This is a genomic window from Allocoleopsis franciscana PCC 7113, assembly GCF_000317515.1.
In the GTDB taxonomy this organism is placed as follows: Bacteria; Cyanobacteriota; Cyanobacteriia; order Cyanobacteriales; family Coleofasciculaceae; genus Allocoleopsis; species Allocoleopsis franciscana.
The window spans coordinates 3,169,289-3,192,737 of the sequence record NC_019738.1; the positions used below are offsets into that span (position 1 = coordinate 3,169,289).

General features: G+C 44.9%; 22 protein-coding genes. 19 read left to right on the plus strand and 3 right to left on the minus strand.

Going from position 1 to position 23,449, the window contains the following annotated elements; translation table 11 throughout:
- Nucleotides 1-189: 189 nt before the first annotated feature.
- From urtA to MIC7113_RS39430, 6 genes are all read left to right on the plus strand, one after another.
- Nucleotides 190-1,506 (plus strand): urea ABC transporter substrate-binding protein, encoded by a 1,317-nt coding sequence (gene urtA / locus MIC7113_RS13310; RefSeq protein ID WP_015182687.1) that lies wholly within the window; start codon nucleotides 190-192, stop codon nucleotides 1,504-1,506.
- Between the two features lie 88 nt (nucleotides 1,507-1,594).
- Nucleotides 1,595-2,776, plus strand: coding sequence for an ABC transporter permease subunit (locus MIC7113_RS13315; protein WP_015182688.1), 1,182 nt, complete (start codon nucleotides 1,595-1,597; stop codon nucleotides 2,774-2,776).
- A 112-nt stretch (nucleotides 2,777-2,888) separates the two neighbouring features.
- The gene (gene urtC, locus MIC7113_RS13320; protein WP_015182689.1) at nucleotides 2,889-4,064 is read left to right on the plus strand and encodes an urea ABC transporter permease subunit UrtC; all 1,176 of its coding nucleotides are present in this window, start codon (nucleotides 2,889-2,891) and stop codon (nucleotides 4,062-4,064) included.
- 122 nt (nucleotides 4,065-4,186) lie between these two features.
- Complete coding sequence (urtD, locus tag MIC7113_RS13325) at nucleotides 4,187-4,951, plus strand: urea ABC transporter ATP-binding protein UrtD (protein ID WP_041780041.1); 765 nt, start codon at nucleotides 4,187-4,189, stop codon at nucleotides 4,949-4,951.
- 140 nt (nucleotides 4,952-5,091) lie between these two features.
- Nucleotides 5,092-5,793 carry an urea ABC transporter ATP-binding subunit UrtE gene (urtE, locus tag MIC7113_RS13330; protein WP_015182691.1) on the plus strand — a complete coding sequence of 234 codons (702 nt, stop codon included), beginning with the start codon at nucleotides 5,092-5,094 and terminating at the stop codon, nucleotides 5,791-5,793.
- A 515-nt stretch (nucleotides 5,794-6,308) separates the two neighbouring features.
- The gene (locus MIC7113_RS39430) at nucleotides 6,309-8,081 is read left to right on the plus strand and encodes a sensor histidine kinase (protein ID WP_015182692.1); all 1,773 of its coding nucleotides are present in this window, start codon (nucleotides 6,309-6,311) and stop codon (nucleotides 8,079-8,081) included.
- A 192-nt stretch (nucleotides 8,082-8,273) separates the two neighbouring features.
- Here the strand turns inward: MIC7113_RS39430 and MIC7113_RS37615 are convergent, their stop codons facing one another.
- Nucleotides 8,274-8,666, minus strand: coding sequence for a hypothetical protein (locus tag MIC7113_RS37615; RefSeq protein ID WP_015182693.1), 393 nt, complete (start codon nucleotides 8,664-8,666; stop codon nucleotides 8,274-8,276).
- A gap of 233 nt (nucleotides 8,667-8,899) precedes the next feature.
- On the opposite strand from MIC7113_RS37615, the gene MIC7113_RS13345 reads away from it, so the two are divergent.
- From MIC7113_RS13345 to ureA, 5 genes are all read left to right on the plus strand, one after another.
- Nucleotides 8,900-9,172 carry a hypothetical protein gene (locus tag MIC7113_RS13345; RefSeq protein ID WP_015182694.1) on the plus strand — a complete coding sequence of 91 codons (273 nt, stop codon included), beginning with the start codon at nucleotides 8,900-8,902 and terminating at the stop codon, nucleotides 9,170-9,172.
- Between the two features lie 162 nt (nucleotides 9,173-9,334).
- Nucleotides 9,335-11,389, plus strand: coding sequence for a potassium channel family protein (locus MIC7113_RS13350; protein ID WP_015182695.1), 2,055 nt, complete (start codon nucleotides 9,335-9,337; stop codon nucleotides 11,387-11,389).
- A 243-nt stretch (nucleotides 11,390-11,632) separates the two neighbouring features.
- Nucleotides 11,633-12,130, plus strand: coding sequence for a pentapeptide repeat-containing protein (locus tag MIC7113_RS13355; protein WP_041780042.1), 498 nt, complete (start codon nucleotides 11,633-11,635; stop codon nucleotides 12,128-12,130).
- Between the two features lie 180 nt (nucleotides 12,131-12,310).
- Entirely contained in the window at nucleotides 12,311-13,177 is an 867-nt protein-coding gene (locus tag MIC7113_RS13360; protein WP_015182697.1) for an urease accessory protein UreD, read from the plus strand.
- A 35-nt stretch (nucleotides 13,178-13,212) separates the two neighbouring features.
- The gene (gene ureA, locus MIC7113_RS13365) at nucleotides 13,213-13,515 is read left to right on the plus strand and encodes an urease subunit gamma (RefSeq protein WP_015182698.1); all 303 of its coding nucleotides are present in this window, start codon (nucleotides 13,213-13,215) and stop codon (nucleotides 13,513-13,515) included.
- A gap of 3 nt (nucleotides 13,516-13,518) precedes the next feature.
- Here the strand turns inward: ureA and MIC7113_RS13370 are convergent, their stop codons facing one another.
- Nucleotides 13,519-13,872 (minus strand): hypothetical protein, encoded by a 354-nt coding sequence (locus MIC7113_RS13370; RefSeq protein ID WP_015182699.1) that lies wholly within the window; start codon nucleotides 13,870-13,872, stop codon nucleotides 13,519-13,521.
- A 250-nt stretch (nucleotides 13,873-14,122) separates the two neighbouring features.
- On the opposite strand from MIC7113_RS13370, the gene MIC7113_RS13375 reads away from it, so the two are divergent.
- On the plus strand, nucleotides 14,123-14,434 hold the full coding sequence (locus MIC7113_RS13375) for an urease subunit beta (protein WP_015182700.1): 312 nt from the start codon (nucleotides 14,123-14,125) through the stop codon (nucleotides 14,432-14,434).
- A 14-nt stretch (nucleotides 14,435-14,448) separates the two neighbouring features.
- Here the strand turns inward: MIC7113_RS13375 and MIC7113_RS13380 are convergent, their stop codons facing one another.
- Nucleotides 14,449-15,141 carry a lecithin retinol acyltransferase family protein gene (locus tag MIC7113_RS13380; RefSeq protein ID WP_015182701.1) on the minus strand — a complete coding sequence of 231 codons (693 nt, stop codon included), beginning with the start codon at nucleotides 15,139-15,141 and terminating at the stop codon, nucleotides 14,449-14,451.
- Nucleotides 15,142-15,450: 309 nt separating this feature from the next.
- Here MIC7113_RS13380 and MIC7113_RS13385 point away from each other — a divergent pair, with 309 nt between their 5' ends.
- From MIC7113_RS13385 to MIC7113_RS13415, 7 genes are all read left to right on the plus strand, one after another.
- Nucleotides 15,451-16,116 carry a Uma2 family endonuclease gene (locus tag MIC7113_RS13385; RefSeq protein WP_015182702.1) on the plus strand — a complete coding sequence of 222 codons (666 nt, stop codon included), beginning with the start codon at nucleotides 15,451-15,453 and terminating at the stop codon, nucleotides 16,114-16,116.
- A 118-nt stretch (nucleotides 16,117-16,234) separates the two neighbouring features.
- A complete protein-coding gene (locus MIC7113_RS13390; RefSeq protein WP_015182703.1) occupies nucleotides 16,235-16,771 on the plus strand; it encodes a DUF1349 domain-containing protein in 537 nt (178 codons plus the stop codon).
- Nucleotides 16,772-16,826: 55 nt separating this feature from the next.
- Nucleotides 16,827-18,614, plus strand: coding sequence for an urease subunit alpha (gene ureC / locus MIC7113_RS13395; RefSeq protein ID WP_015182704.1), 1,788 nt, complete (start codon nucleotides 16,827-16,829; stop codon nucleotides 18,612-18,614).
- 375 nt (nucleotides 18,615-18,989) lie between these two features.
- On the plus strand, nucleotides 18,990-19,658 hold the full coding sequence (locus MIC7113_RS13400; protein ID WP_015182705.1) for a hypothetical protein: 669 nt from the start codon (nucleotides 18,990-18,992) through the stop codon (nucleotides 19,656-19,658).
- Nucleotides 19,659-20,119: 461 nt separating this feature from the next.
- Nucleotides 20,120-21,373 carry an ABC transporter substrate-binding protein gene (locus tag MIC7113_RS13405; protein ID WP_041780044.1) on the plus strand — a complete coding sequence of 418 codons (1,254 nt, stop codon included), beginning with the start codon at nucleotides 20,120-20,122 and terminating at the stop codon, nucleotides 21,371-21,373.
- 31 nt (nucleotides 21,374-21,404) lie between these two features.
- Complete coding sequence (locus tag MIC7113_RS13410) at nucleotides 21,405-22,295, plus strand: carbohydrate ABC transporter permease (protein WP_015182707.1); 891 nt, start codon at nucleotides 21,405-21,407, stop codon at nucleotides 22,293-22,295.
- A gap of 18 nt (nucleotides 22,296-22,313) precedes the next feature.
- Nucleotides 22,314-23,141: a carbohydrate ABC transporter permease gene (locus MIC7113_RS13415; protein ID WP_015182708.1), complete on the plus strand. Its 828-nt coding sequence runs from the start codon at nucleotides 22,314-22,316 to the stop codon at nucleotides 23,139-23,141.
- Nucleotides 23,142-23,449 lie beyond the last annotated feature (308 nt).

Here is a 23,449-nt window from a genome sequence, read left to right on the forward strand (position 1 = left end):
TCGCTAATTCGCCAGAAACCCCATGCCATAAAGCATCAAGACTTGAAAATGGTTAGGGTGTCACGTCAAGATATTGCTGTTCTGTATCATTGGTAACAATTAGTGGGTTAACCTCGCTCTAATATCACACCTTATCTGCAAGTGTCTCTCTATCAGTAAGCAGAATTAATAGGGGGTTATAGATAAAGTATGGTGAGGAGATTTGGGCGACGGAAATTTCTGCTCTACGGCTCTGCAACTTTGGGAACCAGCATTCTCCTGAAAGCTTGCGCTAGCAATGAACCCACAACAACGGCAGCAAGTCCAGCGGCTTCTGGATCGCCGGTGGTAGCTGCCGGGAGTAGCGGCGATACAATCAAGGTCGGGATTTTACACTCCCTGAGCGGCACGATGGCGATTAGTGAACAAAGCGTCGTGGATGCTGAATTACTAGCGATTGATGAAATCAACGCAGCGGGTGGAGTCCTCGGTAAACAGATCGAGTTCATCAAAGAAGATGGCGCTTCTGACTGGCCCACCTTTGCCGAGAAAGCCAAAAAACTCATTGATCAAGATAAGGTTGTGTCGATCTTCGGCTGCTGGACTTCGGCTAGCCGTAAAGCCGTGCTGCCGGTGTTTGAAGAGAAAAACCACATGCTCTGGTACCCTGTCCAGTATGAGGGTCAAGAGTGTTCCAAGAGCATTTTTTACACCGGTGCTGCCCCGAACCAGCAAATTGAGCCGTCAGTGGATTGGCTTTTGCAAAATAAGGGTAAAGAGTTTTTCCTCGTGGGTTCAGACTACGTTTTTCCCCGAACTGCCAACACCATTATTAAGGCACAATTGGAGGCTAAAGGTGGTAGAACAGTCGGTGAAGATTACTTACCTCTGGGGAATACGGAAGTTACACCGATCATTAGCAAAATCAAAGCCGCTTTACCCAACGGTGGCGTGATTTACAACACCCTAAATGGGGATAGTAATGTAGCTTTCTTTAAACAGCTTAAAGGGGCTGGCTTAACTCCAGACAAATATCCCACCATGTCTGTGAGTATTGCCGAAGAAGAAGTCAAAGCCATTGGTCCAGAATATCTCAAAGGTCAGTACGCGGCTTGGAATTACTTCCAAACTGTAGATAATCCGGTCAATAAAAAGTTTGTTGAAGCGTTTAAGAAAAAGTACGGAGAAAGCCGAGTCACCAATGACCCAATGGAATCTGCGTACATAGCGGTTTACATCTGGAAGCAGGCCGTTGAAAAAGCAAAGACAACAGATATCGAGGCCGTGCGGAAAGCGGCTTTGGGTCAAACCTTTGAGGCTCCCCAGGGGAAAGTGACGATGGAAAATAACCATCACCTTGCCAAGTTTGTGCGGATTGGTGAAGTTGGGGACGATGGTCTATTTAAGATTGTTTATTCTACAGAAAAAGCAGTTGAACCTGTGCCCTGGAATCAATTTGTGGCGGAAACGAAAGGCTTTGGCTGTGATTGGTCAGATCTAAATAAAGGGGGCAAGTACAAAATTTAGAATCATGAATTTGTCAAAGATTTGGATTTTGGATGTGAACTCCATCTAAAATCCAAAATCTAAAATTTAAACTGCTTGGAGAAAGGGCGTGATCGCAGCACTGTTTGATAGCCTATTTAATGGACTAAGTATTGGCGCTGTTTTATTAATTGCAGCGCTAGGATTAGCCATTGTTTTTGGACTGATGGGCGTGATTAACATGGCTCATGGTGAGTTGATGATGCTGGGGGCTTACACGACCTTTATTGTGCAAAATGGCTTCAACTTGCTGGGAAAGCCGTGGTTTGAAACCTATATCTTTGTTGCCCTGCCAATGGCTTTTATGGTGGCGGCGGTGATGGGTTTGATTTTGGAACGGGGGGTGATTCGATATCTTTATGGACGCCCCTTAGAGACTCTCTTAGCGACTTGGGGAGTCAGCCTCATTTTGCAACAGTTTGTGCGAAGCGTGAACTGGGTATTGGCAATTAGTCTAGCTGTGTTTTGTCTGCTCTTTTTTGGTGCACTCTGGATTCTATCTCGTCGCCCGGAGATAGAGAGGATGCGTAACTGGGTGGTAGCGGTGATGCTACCGCTATCACTCGGTATTGCCTGGGCGACTGGCGCATTCTTGGCTCAAACTTACAAACTCACTGTCACTCAGCCTTGGTTTGGTGCACAAAATGTGAATGTCACAGCACCTCGTTGGCTACAAGGTAACTTGCCTGTGTTTGGTCTGACACTGCCCTACACCCGACTGTTTATCATTGGCCTTACGATTCTTTGTGTGGCGGCGATTTACTTGTTTTTGCAGCGTTCCCCATGGGGGTTGCGAATTCGGGCGGTGACGCAAAACCGGAGTATGAGCTCTTGCCTGGGGATTCCCACTCAAAAGGTGGATGCTTTGACGTTTGCCCTCGGTTCTGGGTTGGCTGGTGTGGCGGGTTGTGCGATTAGTTTCCTGGGTTCTGTCGGTCCAAATACCGGTCAGAATTATGTGGTTGATACGTTCATGGTCGTAGTGGTGGGTGGCGTTGGCAAGTTAGTGGGGAGTATTGTGGCGGCGCTGGCTATCGGTACGGCAAACTACCTAATCGGTTCAGGCGTAATGGTCACAATTATCCCGGCACCCCTGTTGGCAATAGAACCATTCAAATCCTTGGCTGATTTGTTAACATTCTTTTCTTCCACCAGCATGGCTAAGGTCATCGTATTTGCTCTAATTATTGTGTTTCTTCAGGTGCGACCGGGAGGAATTTTCCCTCAAAAAGGACGCACGGTTGATGCTTAATTAAGGATTTAGGGACGGGGAGTGAAAGAAGGATTTGCCAAGGTTTCGCCTCTATCTCGTCTAATTTCCTTTTTCTATTAGCTAATAATTCATAACTTATAACTATTCAGTAATGGTTAATGATTCAGTAATGGAAATGCCAGGAATTGACCGACGACATCGCCGCCGTCGGTTACTGCTAATTGAGGTAGGTGTTGTTGCCCTTGTGGCGCTGATGTTGATCTTCGTTATGCCAGTTGTCCTCACCAGCGTACGCCTCAACCAAATGGGGCGTTTTTTAGCCTTAGCGATCGCAGCCCTCGGCATTGACCTAATTTGGGGTTACACGGGACTTTTAAGTCTCGGACATGGCATCTTTTTTGCTTTTGGGGGTTACGCCCTAGCCATGCATCTTCAGCTAGCACCGGTAGAAGCTGGGACGTTGCCGGAGTTCATGAATCTCTACGGGGTGGATAAATTGCCCTGGTTTTGGACTCCGTTTGATTCCTTTGGTTTGGCGGCGATCGCTGTTCTCTTAATTCCCTCGTTATTAGGGGCTGTCCTAGGTTATTTAGTCTTCCGTAATCGCATCCGAGGCGTTTACTTTTCCATCCTCACCCAAGCCGCAACCATTGTATTTTTTAACTTTTTTAATGGTCAGCAGAAGCTTTTCAATGGTACAAATGGTCTGACGAACTACAAAACCTTATTGGGAGCAGATGTGAATGCTCCGAAAACACAGTTTGTCTTCTACACCCTCACTATATTGTTTCTCGTCGCTGCTTATACCCTTTGTCGTTGGTTGACTAGAGGACGCTTCGGAAATTTGCTGATTGCCATTCGGGATGATGAAAGCCGTGTTCGGTTTACAGGTTATAACCCCACGAGTTTTAAGGTTTTAGTATTTGCCATTTCTGCGGGTTTAGCCGGTTTGGCAGGGGCGATGTATACGCTACAAACTGGGATTATTTCACCGAAGGCGATGGATATTGCTTTTTCCATTGAGATGGTAATTTGGGTCGCTGTGGGAGGACGCGCCTCTTTGGTGGGAGCGATTTTAGGGGCGCTAGTTGTGAATTTTGCCAAGAGTTTGTTGAGTGAGAAATTCCCGGAAATTTGGCTATTTTTCCAGGGTGGATTGTTTTTGTTGGTGGTGATGGTACTCCCGAATGGGGTAGTGGGGTGGTTGCGTGAACAAGGCATGGATTGGTTAGCACGCCTGGGACGCCCGAAGCCTGTCTTTACTTATCCGAGTCTGGAAGAAAGTCCGGAGGTGCAGCATGAACGGGAGACTTTGGGGAGGGAGTAGGCTTTAACGTGGATGCGTAGGGCTTGCCGCAGCGTCCCACAAAGAGCACAGAAGGCACAGAGAGAAGAGAAAAAAGTTATTTGAGTTGGTAATTTTTGAGGGAAGAAGGGATTGGGTATGATATGAGTGGAAAAATTATTGAAACTGAGAATGTAACCGTTAGTTTTGATGGCTTTAAGGCGATCAATAACCTGAATTTCAGTATGGATGTTGGGGAATTGCGGGTAGTGATTGGGCCTAATGGTGCTGGAAAGACGACGTTCTTAGATGTGATTACCGGTAAGGTGCAACCGACACAAGGGCGGGTGCTATTTAAAGGGCGGAATTTACGGCGTTTGTCTGAACATCAAATCGCTCTTTTAGGTATTGGTCGTAAGTTCCAGACGCCGCGTGTTTACCTCAATCTAACGGTTCGTGAAAACTTACAAATTGCTTGTAATCGCCAGAAAAATGTCTTTTCCGCGCTGTTTGGTCGTCCTTCATCCGCTGAACGAAATACGGTTAAAGGTTTATTGGAAACAATTGGATTAACGATTAAAGCTGACTTGGCGGCGGCATTGCTATCTCATGGGGAAAAGCAACGTTTAGAAATTGGGATGTTAGTGGCTCAATCGCCAGATTTATTGCTGGTAGATGAACCGGTTGCGGGTTTGACGGATGAGGAAACGGAAAATATTGGAAATTTACTCTTAGCACTAGCAGAAAGCCACTCTATTTTGGTGATTGAACATGATATGGAATTTGTGCGCCAGATTGCGCGGAAGGTAACAGTATTGCACGAGGGTTCAGTTTTATATGAAGGCAGTATCGAAGAAGTTCAAAATGAGCCGCGTGTGATTGAGGTGTATTTGGGAGAACCTCTGGAAAATCAACAAAAAATTGCTTGAGGAGTAAACTCAAGTTAATGATTAACGCAGAGAACGCTAAGGAAATCGCAAAGGAACGCAGAGGGTGATTGAAATATGGTTCATTGAAAGTAATAATAATTGTTATTTAATTTGGCGTTCCTTTGCGTTGAAAAATTATTATGTTGCAAGTCTCTGGACTCAATGTCTACTACGGTGAAAGTCACATCCTCCGGGATGTCGATTTAAGTGTTCCATCAGGGCAAATGGTTTGCCTCATTGGACGCAATGGGGTGGGCAAAACCACGTTGCTAAAAACCATTATGGGATTACTCAAACCTCGCACGGGAACGATTACCTTGACAGGGGAAACCATTACAGATAAATCACCGGATAAACGAGCAAGATTGGGAATTGGTTATGTTCCTCAAGGACGGGAGATTATTCCTCGATTGACGGTAAAAGAAAATCTGTTGTTGGGTTTGGAAGCACGACGGCACGGCAGAAATGGAAAAGAGGAAATTCCCGAAGATATCTTTGCTCTGTTTCCAGTTTTAAAAACCATGCTCTCCCGGATGGGGGGCGACTTGAGTGGCGGACAACAACAACAACTTGCAATTGCCCGTGCGTTAATGGGACGCCCTCAATTACTGGTGTTAGATGAACCTACTGAAGGCATTCAACCTTCAATTATTCTAGAAATTGAAGCGGCTGTCCGCCGCATTATTGAATCCACGGGAATTTCTGTACTTTTAGTCGAACAACATCTACACTTTGTGCGACAAGCCGATAAATACTACGCCATGCAGAAAGGTGGAATTGTTGCCTCTGGAGCCACTAGCGAACTGAGCAATGAAGTTATTCAACGATTTTTAGCGGTTTGATTCCAATCGGCGCAAAGTAAAATTCAAGTCCTCAGGCAATCAGGGACTTCAGTTCCATCTGGATTCAGATATCGGAATCTTGAAATTATCGCTCTCGATTTCTACCATTAAGCATTAAACACCAGTCTTGCAGTATTTTCCGTAAATGCCAAAATTCGCTTGGAGTCTATACTCCGGCGTCCTATGATTCAGTCTACGTTAGTGGGCTGAAGTCCTTTTATATGCAGTTCAGGTAACAGGATCTTTACAGTTGTCTAGTGCAAGATGTTAATTTAAGCAGTAAACCATGCTGTTGGGTGGTGATTGTCAATAACCGGGGAAGTATACTCAGGCTTGATAGGATTTAGAAATAACCGGGTTTCTCTCTTCAGAGTTGACGACGCGATGGAAAGACATCCCACCGTTTCCCCACCCGTTCGAGAGGCCAACTCAACATCAGTTCTTCCAATAAGGTTTTCCTGGTTGGTGTTTGGCATCGAATAATACAAATGAACCTATTGGAGCTACGGTCTTTTATGCACTACTCAGATTCTGGTATCTACCCAACTCATAAAAGCAAGTCTCTTAAAGCTCAGTCAAAGCGAAGGTTCAAGATTATAGCAGAAACTGGAAACTGGTTCAATTACATCACTCATCATTGGAGTATTCACAAAAAGATTGGCTCCGGCTATATCTTATCCATTGGTATTGCCATCCTGGGAACTGGAGTAGGACTAATGGTGGGTGAGTATTATGATGACAAAGGTGTGGAGCAATTTAGAATTGCCCAGCAAAGATATACGAGAATCGATCATTTAGAAAAAGCAGTTTGGCAGGTAAAGTTTAATCAGCAAAAACTGATTATTTCCTCTCAAAAAAATGAACTTCAACCTCAAGACATTAAGCAATTACAAGCAAGCATTGCGGAAGCCAACAACCAACTTTTTTTACTCAAATATAATTTAAAAGATTATCACACTCTTCCCGAAGACTATGCAACAGACTTAAAAACATTTTTGCAGGTTTGCGATCGGGAAGTAGACTCGTATACGCAGCTACTGGAGTCACTCTTACAAAAAGTAACTATCCCTAATCCAACAAAAAAAGATATTGCAGCAAGAGAGCAGATTTTACAGGAAATTGTCAATGGTAAGCAAGGTGCAAGGGTTGAACAACTCTCTCAAACATTAGAGAAACTCGTTGATTCCACAGGCGTTCAAGAAAAGCAAGCTGGAGCGACCTTTAGAAGAGCTAAGGTTTTACGATTGACCATCATTATTATGAGTATGGTGCTATCTATGGCGATCGCTATGACTTTAGCCCTCTATACCAGTCGTGCGATCGCTCGTCCCATTAAAGCCGTCACGAAGGTTGCTAAGCAAGCCACTCAAGAGAGTAATTTTGAGCTACAAGCCCCTGTTACCAGCGACGATGAAATTGGAGTTTTAGCCACCTCTCTCAATCAACTGATTCAGCAGGTAGCCACACAAATCAGGGAATTGAAGCAAGCCCAAGCCCAACTGATTCAGGGCGAAAAAATGTCTAGTTTGGGTCAGATGGTTGCCGGAATTGCCCATGAAATCAACAACCCCGTTAACTTTATTTACGCAAACCTGAGCCACGCCAACGACTACACCCAAGAGTTATTAGAAATCCTACAATTGTATCAGCAGTACTATCCCCAACCTGAGCCTGAAATTAAGAACAGGATAGAGGACGCTGAACTTGATTTTATTGGGGAAGATTTGCCCAAAATTATCTCATCCATGCACACCGGAGCGGAGCGCATCCGACAAATTATTCTATCGTTGCGTAATTTTTGCCACCTGGACGAATCTGAAATGAAACAGGTGGATATCAATGAAGGTATTAACAATACTTTGTTGCTTTTGAACCACCGACTCAATCCGGGTATTGAAGTCATCAATCAGTATGAAAAATTACCCTTAGTGGAGTGCTATCCCGCTCAACTTAATCAAGTCTTTTGGCATATCATTACTAATGCTATTGATGAACTTATATCGCATCATCAATTACTCTGCGATCCCCAGATTTTGATTCAGACAAAACTTGTCAATGGTCAGCAAGTAGAGGTGAGAATCCGCGATAATGGCAAGGGAATTAGCCCAAGCATCCAAGAGAAAATATTTGACCCGTTTTTCACCACTAAACAGGTGGGGGAAGGAACAGGAATGGGGCTGGCAATTTGTTACCAAATTGTAGAGAAACATCAGGGCAAAATCCAGGTGATTTCGCAGTTAGATCAGGGCACAGAGTTTGTAGTTACTTTGCCGATACAAAATCGTTAAAGTATTAAGGATGAAATATGGATTAAACAAGACTTAAATTTTTACCCAACTAATACGATTAAATCTAGTTTTGGTGCTTTATTCATAAGCAGAGATACCATCCTACTGGCAAAACCGATGGAGAATTATAAACCCCATCCGCCTATGCGGTGAGGTTGTTGACTAACGACTTCAACATCAGCAATATCAAGACTAGAGATCATCAACCGATGTTGACATTGAACGCTGAAAACTATTGCGCCATTCATCGTTTAGCTGGTCAGGCTCTATCTCTGGCAATGAAGGCGGTGAACCCACAGGTGGATTACCCCCAATCAGAGGTTGTTCGAGGGAGAGATTTGTTGGGGCAGAACGAATACTGTTGAGCCAGCTATCCCTATTTTTGAGCGTTCCCGTATCCGGGACACTGCGTCCCTTATCGAGCAACTGACTCAGATGGTGCAGCCCTTCACACAATTTATGTAAGTGAGCAGCTCTGTAATCGGCAGCTTGCCAATCTCCTGCTTCGAGGGCTTCAGCATATCCCTTTTGTAAGGCTCGGATCAGTCTCAGCTGGGTTTCAATGATTGGATAGTTAATTGCCATTTGTCTTGCTGTTGTTCAATCTGAACTGGTATCTACCCCTGATGCCTCTGTTGGTTTCTTCCGTTCTCAACCTATTCTGGCTCAGGCATCAGGGCGTTGCACACTAATACAACTTACGGACTCAGTGCGAATGCTCTGGAAAATTTGTTCTTTCCGTAAATACACGGTTACATGGAGAGAGCCTGCCCCCTTATAATCCGTCCAGTTTCGCCGTTATTTCAGGAGCTAGGGCGATGTACGACCGTGATTTAGTGCAGGTAGATGAGCCTCACAACAGTGTAGAGCCTGTGTGGCAACAGGTTAAACAGCTATCTAAACAAGAAAAAGCTGAAATTGTCAGGAGGCTGTTGGGCCAAGAATCTGGTTTGGTGTTGGTATCTACAAATAGCCACCTTGTCGATTATATAATTGCACAGATGAGCCTTTTGTCTCATGAGGGATTGGCTTACGTTTTAAGAGCGATCGCGTCTCGAATGACAGAGGATGCTGATCGTTCTCAACGTTGACTGAGCAAGCAACATCAGTTCAGGACTCAACGGTAAATGGGTGTCAGTCCGATGAGCCGCCCCTGCACCCCAACTCTTCATCAACATGCCCCAAAAAAAGCCCTGAAAGCTAGGTTTTATACCACACCCTCGCCTATAATCGAAGCTAAATTAGCTTGACAAATGGCGGGAAAAATGCAAACGGCTGCGAATTCCCAGCAGCGATCCCATGCCTCTCCAATAAAACTAGACCGTTTTTTGGTTTGTGGGCTAGGCAGTTTGGGTCAGCAGTGTGTTGTCGCGCTTAAGGGATTTGGGGTGAGTATCATTGCCATTGAGGAAGTGCAACCCAGAACCTGGGAGATTCCTGATATACCCAACTTATTAGAAGACTTAGTGATCGGCGATTGCCGCCAAGAGAGTGTTTTAAAACAGGCCAAAATACAGCAGTGTCGGGCTGTCCTCCTGGTTACCAGTAGCGAACGCATCAATACAGAAGCCGCCTTTACCGCACGGCTCTTGAATCCCCACACGCGCTTAGTGGTGCGTTCCGCCAAAGAAAATCTCAATGAACTGTTGAGTCAACACTTGGGGAATTTTGTCTCCTTTGAGCCAACTCAACTCCCCGTAACGACGTTTGCCCTAGCGGCGATGGGCACCATGACCTTGGGATTTTTCAACCTAGAAGGACATCAACTCCGGGTGGTGAAGCGTCGCATCCAACCGGGCGACCTGCTTGGCAGAAGGTTGGTACATGATTTCAACAGTTCCACACGCCGGGTTCTGAGCCACACACCCAACTCATCCAGAGTGGTGACAGGATTTCATCAGTGGGAACCGAATGCTTGCGTGCAAGCAGGAGACGCTCTGGTCTACGTTGAAGTTACCGAAGAATCTTTGAGCCGTTCTGAGAAACCCGTCACGGAGACGAAGCGAGAACGCAAGCCCATTTGGCAAGACATTGTTCAAGGTTGTAATTGGCGCAATCTCAAACGCAGGCTTCATCAATTCTGGCAATCCACCTATCAGCGTCAGGTGCAGCGTGTAGCAATTGTCAGTGGGATTGGTGTGCTGGTTCTATGGCTGTTGGGCACACTGTTGTATCTATTAAATTATCCCAAAATCAGCGTAGGAAACGCCTTTTACACAACGGCAATCCTGCTGTTGGGCGGATTTGGAGATTTATATGGCGGATTCGACATCCAGATTCCGGTTCCTTGGTGGTTGCAGTTGGTTAGTCTGGGACTCGGTTTAGCAGGCACCGCTTTTGTGGGCGTGTTGTATGCATTGCTTACGGAAATGCTTTTAAGTGCTAGATTCCAGTTTTTAAAGCGCCGTCCACCCGTGCCGCAACAAGACCATGTGGTGGTGATTGGATTAGGTCGCGTCGGTCAGGGAGTGGCAGCGATGTTGCAAGAATTTAAGCAATCGGTGGTAGGGATTACCAATACCGAGCTTGACCCCAATATCCTACCGGAACTACCCGTGATTACCGGAAATTTTGCCGAAGCTTTGAAAATGGCGCATCTACCCACAGCAAAAAGTGTTTTGGTCGCCACGGATGATGAGATGCTGAATCTAGAAGTTGGGTTGATGGCACATGCAGCGAATCCGGCAGGGGGTTTAGTCATCCGGACTTTTGAGGAAGGATTGAGTAAGAATTTGGCACAGTTGTTGCCCGATGCTCAAGTTTTGTGTGCTTATGCATTGGCAGCAGAAGCGTTTGCGGGAGCGGCGTTTGGGGAAAATATTGATAATCTGTTTCGCCTGGATAACCAAACCATTTTGGTGACGGAGTACAAAATTGAAATCGGTGATACCCTCAATGGGTTGCTGTTGGCAGAGGTGGCTTATGGCTACGGCGTGGTGCCGGTGCTTTACCAAAAAGGGCAAGACACACCTACGTTTATGCCATCGGATGATATTCGTTTAGCGATTGGCGATCGCATGGTGGTTTTAGCCACCAGTATGGGTTTACGACGCATTGAAGAAGGGTTTAAGAGCATTCTGCCCAAACGCTGGCGAGTGTTGGTAGAGAAAGCGATGAACCCAGAAGCGATTTTTGAGGGGGCTAATGCGATTGCGCGAATTTCCGCTTGTGAACTCAGCACCGCTAGAGCTTTGATGCACAATTTACCAGGGGTATTGGAAGTCTCTTTGTATAAACACCAAGCTCAACGCCTAGTGCGATCGCTCAAGCAGGCTCAGGTGAGAGCTCGCCTGATTCCGATTACTTAACGACTTGTCCCAAGCTGATTCTACTCATGAGGAAGAAGATATCTTGTCGTCTCTAGTAGCAACCAGGTGTGGATTTATTGCCCTAAATTAAAGCAATGTGCTGTCTCCTAGAACCGTTTTAAATAGATGTGCATTTTAATGGGCAATGGAGTTACTCCAGCCTGGAATAAGGTAAGCTAAGAAGCTGAAGATTCCTGAAGAATCCTGAAAAAAAGTAAAGCGATCGCTAAAATTCAGATGATCATGAGGTACTTTCAGCCACTAGCGGCATTCCTGTTGGCACTCATTCTGCTGTTCTTCCCTTTATCGGCACAAGCCGCCAGCTCTTCTTCAATTTCTCGCTCCGTGGGCAAAGGGGAACTCACTGGCAAGGATTTTTCCAATCAAAGCTTGATTGGGCAAGAGTTTACCAGCGTCAATCTGGAGCAAACCAACTTTAATAATGCAGATTTACGGAATGTGGTATTTAGCAGTTCAACCCTAAAACAGGCTTCTCTGCACGGGGCAGATTTTACCAGTGGAATTGCTTATCTGTCCGACTTCACAGGTGCCGATTTGAGCGATGCGGTGTTGACAGAAGCGATTATGCTGCGTTCTCGCTTTGATGAGGCAGACATCACCGGGGCTGACTTCACAGATGCGGTTTTAGATGGTGTTCAGATCAAAAAACTCTGCGCTAGGGCAACGGGTGTCAATTCCAAAACCGGTATGGCGACTCGTGAGTCTTTAGGATGTAGATAAGTTAGAGCTGAAACGGATGAGCGCAAAGGAAAAAGTATGTGTAAGCTAACGCGCATTTAAATTGTATCTGTTGAAAACAAGATAAAAGCACTCAATTCCACTCCCCCGCACCCCAGCACCCCAGCACCCCCGCACCCCCGCACCCCAGCACCCCCGCTCCCCCGCAAACCTCATAATAAAATGCACAACAGCTCATCAGGGTGGCATGGCAGCTTGCAGTTAGTCTATGCCCATGATCACAACGGCACTCAGTTGACTCACGCCCAAGTGCAAGCGCCGTTAAAGGTGCAGCGATCGTTTTATCCAGAGGGGTCAGCGGTTTGTCATAGTGTGGTGTTGCATACGGCTGGGGGAATAGTGGGGGGCGATCGCCTCTCCCAAACCATCCACCTCTCTCCTCACGCCCATGCCTTAATTACAACGGCTGCGGCGAGTAAAATCTATGGCAGTAAAGGTAAATCTCGTGCCTGTCCCCAAGGACAACCCGCCAAACAAACGATTCAGATTCAAATCGATCAAGCGGCTTGTTTAGAGTGGTTACCTCAGGAAACCATTGTGTTCAATGGTGCCATTTATCAGCAAGATTTGCGGGTAGAATTAGCACCGGGAGCCAGTTGGCTGGGATGGGAGATTACACGCTTTGGGCGCAGTGCTAGGGGGGAAAGGTTCTTGCAAGGAGAATGGCGATCGCATACTGAAGTCTGGCAGCAAGGACGCCCGTTATGGATTGATCGGCAATGGCTACCTGGGGAGGAACAAGTCCTGGATAGTCCTCATGGTTTAGCCGGAAAACCAATTGTGGCAAGTCTGGCTTGGGTGGGGCAAGCGGTTTCTCCAGAGATGATCGAGAAAGCCAGATTAATTTGGGCAACCCAGGAACGTCAGGGAGAAGCTGGTGTAACTCAACTCATGTCAGGATTATTGTGCCGATATCGGGGTTCTTCCACCTCAGAGGTGAGAAACTGGTTTACGGAGGTTTGGCAACTGCTTCGCCTGTCTTTTTTGGGACGCCCCGGTTGTCCACCACGAGTCTGGCAAAAGAGTTGAACGTTCAAACCTTTAACCTTTAACCTTCAATCCCTATGCAATTGACGCCCCAAGAAAAAGATAAATTACTCATTTTTACCGCCGCCCTCGTAGCAGAACGACGCAAAAACAGAGGCTTAAAACTCAACTATCCAGAAGCCATTGCCTACATTTCTGCGGCGATTTTAGAAGGCGCGAGGGATGGACGGACTGTGGCGGATTTAATGAGTTATGGAACTACCTTACTAACGCGGGATGAGGTGATGGAAGGCGTGCCAGAAATGGTGCATGAAGTCCAGGTAGAAGCGACATTTCCCGATGGCACTAAACTGGTGACAGTGCATGACCCAATTCGTTAGATTTTATCCATATAATTTCACACTTAGCATAATTCGTAAGACTAACTGCTCTACTTCTTGAAGTCGCCTACATCGGTCAATAATTTGATGGAGTCGTTCGATCAGAGTGTCAATCTCTTGTCTGTGTACTTGAGATTTTGCGTCCTGCTCTCTGAGAGCCTCAATGCTGTTGATACAATCCGTCACAGACTGCTGAAAAGCTTGGATTTCCTCAATTGAGAGATTTTCCAGTTTTTCCAAACATTCATCAATCGTATCTAAGAGCCTTTCCAGATCACAGGGTCTGTATTTTCTGCCGTTAACGACTAAATATCTAACGACAGCTAAATTACCGACCAGGCTTTTGAGAATATCCATTGCAATAAAACTTAATAAAGTTGTATACAATTATTAACACATGTTTTTACAATGCATCGTAGAGAGATAATAAAGATTGTGTAAATAGGAGATAAATTCCTATTTGCTCAACTTGAAGGTGATTGGACAATCTGAGAATTGGCACAACATACTCTGGTTGATCGGAGCTTTGAGTGAGTTTTGTGATTGAGTCAAAAACTCACCTTTCAAATCGGATTGTTAGAGTCACTTTGTTGAGACGGAGAATAGCATGATTCCCGGAGAAATCATCACCCAGGAGGGAGACATTGAACTCAATGCAGGGCGTCCCACCGTGCAATTGCAGGTGGCGAATACAGGCGATCGCCCGATTCAAGTGGGTTCTCATTTTCATTTTTACGAAGTTAATGAAGCACTCCATTTTGATCGAGAACAAGCCAAAGGAATGCGGTTAGACATTCCCGCCGGAACAGCCGTCCGCTTTGAACCGGGAGATGAACGGGATGTGAAGTTAGTACCGTTTACGGGGACGCGTGAAGTTTACGGATTCAACGGCAGAATTAATAGTCGGCTGGATACTTAAGCCTGAAAGCGAATTCAGAGAATCTGTTGCAAAGCCGTCTGATTACGGATGAGCGTTTCCGTCATCGTTGCAAGTTTGTCCAGCTTCGCTTGATCTTCAGTCGCCCGTTTTTTGTAGAAAAGTTTCTTTTTCAAAGCCTCACGCGCCAAGTCTTCTCTGCCTTGTTTCAGTGCTTGCTGGGCGACTCGCTGCCAAGCGTCAATTTCCTGAACAGCTTGCTTATATTCTGGTTGGATATTATCCCAAGTTCCCTTAATCGTGGCTAAAGCTTCATTGAGCGATCGCATTGCGTCACCCCGATCAGAGTGTTTGAGCGCGAGGAAAATAGGGGCAGACAAACTATCAGTATCAAGGTTTGCAATTATGGGGATAAAGTTTTTCACCTGCCGACTCTCGCTAATACCCGTCTTACACCAAGTCGCAAAGTGTTCGCAGTTATTAAACAGCAGATTGTAATTCTTTTCACCTAATCGGCTTTCTGCCCGTTGCACTACCGCATCTGGGATAAAACAGGTTCGATAGTTCCTGACATACACCTTAGACTTGGAGTGATTCATAAAGGTAGCAAAAGACGTGCGCTCAATTGTCTCCGTTCGCTTGCGTTGGTGAATCACGGTGCCATCGCCACAGTCAATGCCATGATGCTCATAGACACCTTCAAGGCTGAGAAACTCTTGCATTACGTAAATTTGATCGCCACGTGCCATACTTGCTCTTAATCCTGCTAATTATTGGCTCTCATGCACTGGCTGTTTCGATGCTGCCAGTGGTTTCAACAGCGTAGCCGATAAAGTCGGTGCGTCATAACGGCTCTATTCTGGCATTGGCAGGGTATTGTAGCGATTCAGGCTTTGTTAAAGGATGAAACTTTTGCCGTTGCCGTTACTTTTTTCCCAGTTGCTACCATTGAGTTGACGAGAGTTGTTAATAGAAATTTATTGGCATAGATAGCACCAATATGTAAGGGGTATGTGCCTTTAAGTTAAGATTAAACCAGAGTTGAGAGGGATATTGGTATGGTACAATTTGACCCCAAGCTCCGCTTACCAACAAGCGATGAATTGCCTGACTCTGATGGGTTGCCAGTGGATAATGAACTTCATACTCTCGTCCCCAATTTATTAGGCTTGATTCTCGGTTTCATTTGGGGTCAGCGCTTTGATTGGTTTTTTGGGGTCAATATGGGAATTTACCATACCACTGGTATCAATACTAGAGTTCCGATTGTGCCGGATGGTTTCTTAAGTTTGGGCGTTGATCGTATTCGCGGAAATCAGTTACGCAAAAGTTACGTGGTATGGGAAGAAAAGGAGATCGTTCCCATTTTTGTTTTAGAAATCGTCTCCCAAACGCCAGGGGGAGAGTATGACCAAAAAATATCAATTTATGCCAAACTAAAAGTGTTATATTACGTCATCTATAATCCCGACTTTTGGCGCAGAGACCAACAAGAGCCGTTTGAGATTTATCAGTTAGTTAATGGGAGTTATCAACGTCAAATTGGTGAGCCATTTTGGATGCCTGAAATCGGGTTAGGAATTGGACGGGGAATTGGTATTCACCAAGGATTACAGCGCGAGTGGTTATATTGGTTTGACCAGCGAGGAAATCGGATTTTAACACCAGAGGAATTGTTAGCACGTTATCAAGAACAGTTTGGCGAATTACCAGGGAATGAATAGGAGGTTGTTAGAAACTTTTTTCGTTGTGTATAGGGTCTTTTTGCTAAGTGGGCGATTACTTTTTACCGCTGAGTTTCATCGACAAGAAAATCATTAATCTAAGTAGTAAATCTGAAAAATGGAATGGTATAATAAACCACCCGTTTGGAATGTCCAAGAGAATACAATCCAAATTACTTCGGGCGCAAAAACAGACTTTTGGCGCGAAACTCACTACGGCTTCATTCGTGATAATGGGCACTTTTTTTATCAGCCAGTCAAGGGAAATTTCATCGTTGAGGTAAAGGTGAGTGGCGAGTATCAGGAGTTGTACGATCAGGCGGGAATCATGCTGCGTTTGGATCAAGCCAACTGGTTAAAGTGTGGTATTGAGTATGTGAATGGTGTACAACAAGTTAGCGCTGTGGTAACTAGAGATTACTCGGATTGGTCTGTCGTACCCATGCCACAGAATCCAGATTCGCTTTGGATGCATGTTACTCGCCGGGGTACGGCGATAGAGGTGCAATACTCGTTGGATGGGGAACAATATACGATGCTACGTCTTGCCTATCTCACCCCAGTTGAAACCCTTAATGTAGGGTTAATGTGCGCCTCTCCGGACGGGAATGGTTTCTCGATGACATTTGAGGGATTCAAAATTCATCATTTATAAGCTTTAAGAAACTGGAAAGAATAGCGAAAATCCAAATGGGTGTGAGGAGATATTGATGAGTTATAGAATGGATCGCCGCGCTTATGCAGAAACATTTGGGCCAACAGTAGGCGATCGCATCCGTCTGGCGGATACGGAACTGTTCATCGAAGTGGAACGGGACTACACCACCTACGGCGATGAGGTGAAGTTTGGCGGCGGTAAGGTAATTCGGGATGGGATGGGACAATCCCCCATATCCAACGCCGATGGTGCCGTTGATCTGGTGATTACGAATGCCCTGATTCTCGATTGGTGGGGCATTGTTAAGGCAGATATTGGGATTAAAGACGGCAAGATTTTCAAAATTGGCAAAGCGGGGAATCCCTATATTCAGGACAACGTTGATATCATTATTGGCCCGGGTACCGAAGCGGTGGCGGGAGAAGGGATGATTCTTACGGCTGGGGGAATTGATAGCCACATTCACTTTATCTGTCCTCAGCAAATTGAAGTGGCGATCGCATCCGGTATCACAACCATGATTGGCGGTGGAACGGGTCCAGCCACCGGCACAAACGCCACCACCTGCACCCCTGGCCCTTGGAATATGTATCGGATGCTACAAGCGGCTGATGCTTTCCCTGTGAATCTCGGTTTTTTGGGTAAGGGTAATAGTAGCCAACCTCAAGGATTAGTGGAACAAGTCAGGGCGGGGGCGATGGGGTTGAAGCTACACGAAGATTGGGGAACGACACCAGCCACGATTGATACCTGTCTGAGTGTTGCCGATGAGTATGATGTGCAGGTGGCAATTCACACCGACACCCTGAACGAAGCCGGGTTTGTGGAAGCGACGATCGCAGCCTTCAAAAACCGTGTGATCCATACCTACCATACAGAAGGTGCAGGCGGGGGTCACGCGCCAGACATTATCAAGGTATGCGGTGAAGCGAATGTGTTGCCGTCTTCCACCAACCCAACTCGTCCCTACACCCTCAATACCCTGGAAGAACACCTGGATATGTTGATGGTGTGCCACCACTTAGATCGGGGAATTCCAGAGGATGTAGCGTTTGCAGAATCGAGAATTCGTCGGGAGACGATTGCGGCGGAAGATATTTTGCATGATTTGGGTGCATTTAGCATGATTTCGTCGGATTCCCAGGCAATGGGACGAGTGGGCGAGGTGATTATTCGCACTTGGCAGACGGCGCACAAGATGAAGGTGCAACGGGGGAACCTAACCCCCCCAACCCTCCTCACTAAAGCTCCGGTTCCCTACCAGGGAAGGGGGGAGTTCAACTCCCCTCTCCTTATAGGAGAGGGGCAGGGGGAGAGGTCGGATAATTTCCGGGCGAAGCGGTACATTGCCAAGTACACGATTAACCCTGCGATCGCCCATGGGATTGCTGAGTATGTGGGTTCGGTGGAAGAGGGCAAGTTGGCGGATTTGTGTCTGTGGCGTCCGGCGTTTTTTGGGGTGAAACCAGAGATTGTGATTAAAGGGGGTGCGATCGCATGGGCGCAAATGGGCGATGCCAATGCTAGTATTCCCACACCCCAACCGGTGCACATGCGTCCGATGTTTGGTAGTTTTGGCGGTGCGATCGCAGCAACCTCTCTCACTTTTGTTTCCAAGGCAGCATTAGAACAGGGAATTCCCGAACAACTCGGATTGCAAAAATCAGCGGTGGCGGTGTCTAATACGCGGCAATTGAGTAAGCGAGATATGAAGCTGAATGATGCGTTGCCCCAGATGGAAGTAGACCCGGAAACTTACGAAGTGAGGGCGGATGGGGAATTACTCACCTGTGAACCCGCGACGGTTTTACCCATGGCGCAGCGATATTTTTTGTTTTAGTTCATTATTGAGGTTTTATACCAAATCTGACTTGTAGACCTCTTTTTTAAGTGCATAAAAAATCTCGTCTCCTCACTCTCCCCCTCCTTCACCCAATTGGGTGACTCAATCGGATGAAGTCTGTGTGCCTTATACCCAGTTATCTTAAAAATAACTTCTACCAAAAAGGAACCTTTTTGTTTCCTTTAAGTCGATCAATGTGAACACTTCTACCAAGTTGCGGTTTATCGGCAATTCTTACCAATTAGTCATTGGCAATCGCTGAGCTTACCCAACCTTATTTTCCCTTACGCCTTGCCCAATATTCATGACCCAAGTGACTCTGAAAGGATGTCATTGGGTATCCCCTTTTGTTCAAGTTAGAGAGAATTTCCCATGTTAAACCTTAAGTCTTGGAAAACTGGAACGGCTGCTTTCTTGGCACTAACTATTACTAGCAGTGCTGTTACTCCCTTGATCACAACTGCACCTGCTTTGGCTCAGACTCGTTATCCTGACTCAGAATCTTATAATCGATTTGTTCCCTCTGGCACTGCCATTAAAGTTCGATACGAAAAAGACAAAGTCCTGCTCATGCCGGATGAAAAGGTGCCATTAACGTTAACAGTGGCAGAAGATGTCGTAGGCAATGACCGCAGAGTTTTAATTCCTAGAGGAAGTGAGATTAAGGGCGAGCTCAGACCGGCTTATCGAGGTACCCAGTTTGTTGGTAAAGAGCTGACGCTGTATCGCGATCTGGGTAATACGCAAGTCAGACCTTATTATATTAATGTCACTTCCAATGTGGTGACGAGAACCGAAGAAGTGAAGAAGGGAGCCAACACCACTTCAATTTTGACCGGTACCGCGATTGGTGCAGGTGCGGCGGCAGCACTGGCAGCGCTCACAGGAAATCGCTCGATTTCAGCTTTAGAAGTTATAGGTGGTGCCGGTTTGGGTACAATTGGCGGGTGGTTGTTAAACCGGAAAACCGTCAAGATGGTGGCTGTTTATCCAGAACAAGACTTGGCGGTGAAATTAAGGTCTGATCTGGCTCTGCGTTAAAGCCTATCTGTGGTTTGGGTGAAGTATTTACTCTAAAAAATTGCGTTTGATTGATACATCGTAGATTGGTTATAGAGGAAACCTTGCCAAACTTAATAGTTGACTTGTGACGGGCTAAATCTGCGATGATTTAGCCCGTTTCTTGATCAGAGGTAGGTGGTAAATTTAAGAGCGATCGCGAAGTCTTAAATTAAATTAACTGATATGAAGGTATGTGACCACATTCGGTCTGACCAAGACAATTAGTAGGAAAAAGGCTAAAATGTTCACCATGAACTAATAAGCCAATGTAATAGCTTTTACTCTTCATATACGTTTTTTTTGTAAATATTTTTTTAAAAGTTGAATTTTTCTGCTTGAGATAGAGTTCACAGCATGGGCTGAGACTAAGCAGAATATTTGACGTGCCCATCAACTAGGAATTCATCTCGTACTCGCTACCGTTGATGAAGATCGAACACATGAAAAAAACCCTCTCGTTTTGGGTTTGCTTACTTTTTTTCCTCCTCGCGTTAACAAGCTGTGGATTTAGGAATTCACAGGAAGGTATTACCGTAAGGTTAAGTGGTTGGCAAAGCAACCCCAACGAAAAACAGTTACTAGAGCAGGTTTTCAATCAATTTGAAATTCAGCATCCCAATATTAAGGTCAAGCATGAAACAATTAATGACCAATATATGGATGTGATTAAAACTCGATTAATTGGTGACGCGGCACCTGATGTTTTTTATTTAGACGCATTTGAAGCTCCCTTATTAATGCAATATGGGGTGCTTGAGCCTCTCAACTCTTATATTAATCCAGAGTTTAATCTAAATGACTTCGAGCCTACCTTACTGAAAGCGTTTCAGCTAGAAGATCGAATTTATGGCTTACCTAAAGATTTCTCCACGCTGGCTCTATTTTACAACAAGAAAGCCTTCCAATCCGCAGGAATCGATCAAGCTCCCAAAACCTGGAATGAGTTACGTGAGGCTTCTCAAAAACTGACTCTCGATCAAAATCGAGATGGTAGAAAGGAACAATATGGATTTGGGATTGCTCCCGAACTTTCGCGCCAATACTTTATGATGACTGCTTTTGGCGGTCGATTAATTGATCGGCAGGAAAACGCAGCATTTTTTACATCAGAGAGCTTAAAAGGTCTGCAATTAATCATTGAGCAGTATCGTAAAGATCAGTCTTCTGCTCAACCTTCAGATGTGGGCGCTAGCACAGGAAGTGAAATGTTTGGTCAAGGTAAAGCTGCAATGGTAATCGAAGGAACTTGGGCGATTCCTTACTTGCAAGAAACATTCCCTCAGCTAGATTTTGCCACCACTGAAGTTCCTACGGTTAACGGCGAAAAAGGAACCATGGCCTATACAGTGGCGTATGTTATGAATAAAAAAACTAAGCATAAGGAGGCCGCTTGGAAACTCATTGCTTATTTGACTAATCAAGAAGGTATGAAGGCTTGGGCAAAAGAAGGACTTGCCCTACCAGCGCGTAAATCCGTTTTAGAAGAACTTGGATATGTTAATAATTCTCTTTATGTTCCCTTTGTCAAAGGTGCCGATTATGCAACAATTTGGCAAGCCGGAGAGACATTGCCCACAATTTTAACTCACTTTAATAATCAATTTATTAGTGCTTTAATTGGCGAACAATCATTACGACAAGCGATGAAAAAAGCACAGCGATCAGCAAATAAAGAAATTCAAGCTGCTAGGTAATGTAAGTGTCTAACATACAGGGGAGTCGGTCATGAGGGGGGTTTGGAAGAAGCAGGGTGTCAGAGAAGCGATCGCGGGCTACTCCTTTATGGCTCCAACGATTATTGTGATGGGTATTTTTGTCATTTTACCCATTACTTATGCCTTATTTTTAGCTTTTAACAAAATACGGATATTAGGAGATTTTAGCTACCGTTTTATTGGATTTAAAAATTTCATTCGCATGGCATCCGATGAGCGGGTTTGGATTGCTTTAAAGAATACGGCTGAATATGTATCTATTGTTGTTCCAATTCAAACCATTTTAGCTCTTGTTTTAGCCTTAATTCTCAATTCTCCGATTAAAGGCAAGAATTTTTTCCGGATTATCTTTTTTCTTCCTACAGTCACGTCGTCAGCCGTTTTAACTTTAATTTTTATGTGGATTTATAACTCTAATGGCTTACTCAATAACCTTCTTGCTTTTTTCCATCTACCAACGTACAACTGGCTCGGCGACCCCTCTGTTGCCCTAAAATCCATTATGTTAATGAATATTTGGTCAACAGCACCTTTTTATATGGTGATTTACTTAGCAGCGTTGCAAGATATTCCAGAGTCCCTTTATGAAGCAGCAACTCTTGACGGAGCAAACCCCTTTGATCAGTTTGTTTCAATTACACTGCCATTACTTAAACCTGTAACCTTTTTTATTGTTGTGATGGGTGTAATCGGAACCTTTCAGTTGTTTGACCAATCTTACATTTTTTCCGCTGGATCGGGTGGACCCAATAACTCAACGTTAACAGTTGTACTTTTAATCTATCAATATGCTTTTAAGAGCCTGGATATGGGTTATGCCGCTGCCTTAGCTTTGATGCTAGCCGGTGTTATTATGCTAGTCACCCTGATTCAGCGTTATTTCTTTAAAGAACAGAACTAAATCAGGGAGTCTAATTAAATGAAAATTTTTAATCGGGTCAGAGGATTACTTTATGTCGGGCTAATTTTATACGCTATTATTACCTTTTTACCTTTTGCTTGGGCACTTTCTGCTTCATTCAAACCGCTTTCAGAAATCATGGCAGGCGGTAGTCAGTTTATTCCTCATAATTTAACTTGGGATAATTATAGAACTATCTTTTTTAAAGAACCGTTATTCGGACGTTGGTTAATTAATAGTATTATTGTTGCCGCTTTTATTACAGGATTTAATCTCTTATTTAACTCAATGGCAGGCTATGCCTTGGCACGCATCCGTTTCCCAGGGAATAGTTTGCTGTTTTTTCTAATTCTGGCGGTTTTAATGGTTCCGGGTCAAATTACTTTGATTCCTAGCTATTTGATTCTGAAAAATTTAGGATGGCTCAATTCTTACCAAGGTTTAATTATTCCTAATGTTGTCAATGCTACCTTTATTTTTATGATGAGACAATTTTTTATTAATTTCCCAAAAGAGTTAGAAGAAGCTGCCGCACTGGATGGATTAAATCGTTGGGAAACCTTCTTATCTATTGTTTTGCCTTTAGCTAAACCAGCTTTAGCTGCACAAGCCATTTTTATTTTTATGGGGGCTTGGAATAATTTTTTAATGCCATTAATTATTTTATCTGACCCCGAAATGTTCCCTCTTCCTCTAGGATTAAACACATTCAAGGGGCAATATATCAGTTATTGGAACTATATTATGGCAGCTTCGATGGTGCTAACGCTGCCGGCCTTAGTTATTTATGCATTTTTTAATCGCTATTTTATCCAAGGAGTTACTTTTACAGGAAGTAAAGAGTAAAGATAAGTCAGTGATCATCATTCAATATTACTTTTAACGGGCTGAAGGTTGTATATATTCCGCGTTTAGTCCCTAGACCATATTGGCAGAAATAAGTGACCAGTTGAAAAAGCTCAAAAAGCTTACTGTACAGGCAATATCCCTTCTGCCGTCTGCCTCCTGTCTTCTGCCTTCCTTGCACTAGATACCCGTGAAGATGGCTTCACAGCAGCCCTGTAAACGCTTAAAGAAACTTTACGTTCGTGGGGGTTTGGTATAGGATCAAGCTGCATAAGAGTAAAGCTCATTCTAATAGCTGAGGTACCAAG

Bases quoted from the DNA above. Each gene is read 5' to 3' on its own strand.
- urtA (WP_015182687.1), top strand. From the start codon at position 190: ATGGTGAGGAGATTTGGGCGACGGAAATTTCTGCTCTACGGCTCTGCA.
- urtC (WP_015182689.1), top strand. From the start codon at position 2,889: ATGGTTAATGATTCAGTAATGGAAATGCCAGGAATTGACCGACGACAT.
- urtD (WP_041780041.1), top strand. From the start codon at position 4,187: ATGAGTGGAAAAATTATTGAAACTGAGAATGTAACCGTTAGTTTTGAT.
- urtE (WP_015182691.1), top strand. From the start codon at position 5,092: ATGTTGCAAGTCTCTGGACTCAATGTCTACTACGGTGAAAGTCACATC.
- MIC7113_RS39430 (WP_015182692.1), top strand. From the start codon at position 6,309: ATGCACTACTCAGATTCTGGTATCTACCCAACTCATAAAAGCAAGTCT.
- MIC7113_RS37615 (WP_015182693.1), bottom strand. From the start codon at position 8,666: ATGGCAATTAACTATCCAATCATTGAAACCCAGCTGAGACTGATCCGA.
- MIC7113_RS13345 (WP_015182694.1), top strand. From the start codon at position 8,900: ATGTACGACCGTGATTTAGTGCAGGTAGATGAGCCTCACAACAGTGTA.
- MIC7113_RS13350 (WP_015182695.1), top strand. From the start codon at position 9,335: ATGGCGGGAAAAATGCAAACGGCTGCGAATTCCCAGCAGCGATCCCAT.
- MIC7113_RS13355 (WP_041780042.1), top strand. From the start codon at position 11,633: ATGAGGTACTTTCAGCCACTAGCGGCATTCCTGTTGGCACTCATTCTG.
- MIC7113_RS13360 (WP_015182697.1), top strand. From the start codon at position 12,311: ATGCACAACAGCTCATCAGGGTGGCATGGCAGCTTGCAGTTAGTCTAT.
- ureA (WP_015182698.1), top strand. From the start codon at position 13,213: ATGCAATTGACGCCCCAAGAAAAAGATAAATTACTCATTTTTACCGCC.
- MIC7113_RS13370 (WP_015182699.1), bottom strand. From the start codon at position 13,872: ATGGATATTCTCAAAAGCCTGGTCGGTAATTTAGCTGTCGTTAGATAT.
- MIC7113_RS13375 (WP_015182700.1), top strand. From the start codon at position 14,123: ATGATTCCCGGAGAAATCATCACCCAGGAGGGAGACATTGAACTCAAT.
- MIC7113_RS13380 (WP_015182701.1), bottom strand. From the start codon at position 15,141: ATGGCACGTGGCGATCAAATTTACGTAATGCAAGAGTTTCTCAGCCTT.
- MIC7113_RS13385 (WP_015182702.1), top strand. From the start codon at position 15,451: ATGGTACAATTTGACCCCAAGCTCCGCTTACCAACAAGCGATGAATTG.
- MIC7113_RS13390 (WP_015182703.1), top strand. From the start codon at position 16,235: ATGGAATGGTATAATAAACCACCCGTTTGGAATGTCCAAGAGAATACA.
- ureC (WP_015182704.1), top strand. From the start codon at position 16,827: ATGAGTTATAGAATGGATCGCCGCGCTTATGCAGAAACATTTGGGCCA.
- MIC7113_RS13400 (WP_015182705.1), top strand. From the start codon at position 18,990: ATGTTAAACCTTAAGTCTTGGAAAACTGGAACGGCTGCTTTCTTGGCA.
- MIC7113_RS13405 (WP_041780044.1), top strand. From the start codon at position 20,120: ATGAAAAAAACCCTCTCGTTTTGGGTTTGCTTACTTTTTTTCCTCCTC.
- MIC7113_RS13410 (WP_015182707.1), top strand. From the start codon at position 21,405: ATGAGGGGGGTTTGGAAGAAGCAGGGTGTCAGAGAAGCGATCGCGGGC.
- MIC7113_RS13415 (WP_015182708.1), top strand. From the start codon at position 22,314: ATGAAAATTTTTAATCGGGTCAGAGGATTACTTTATGTCGGGCTAATT.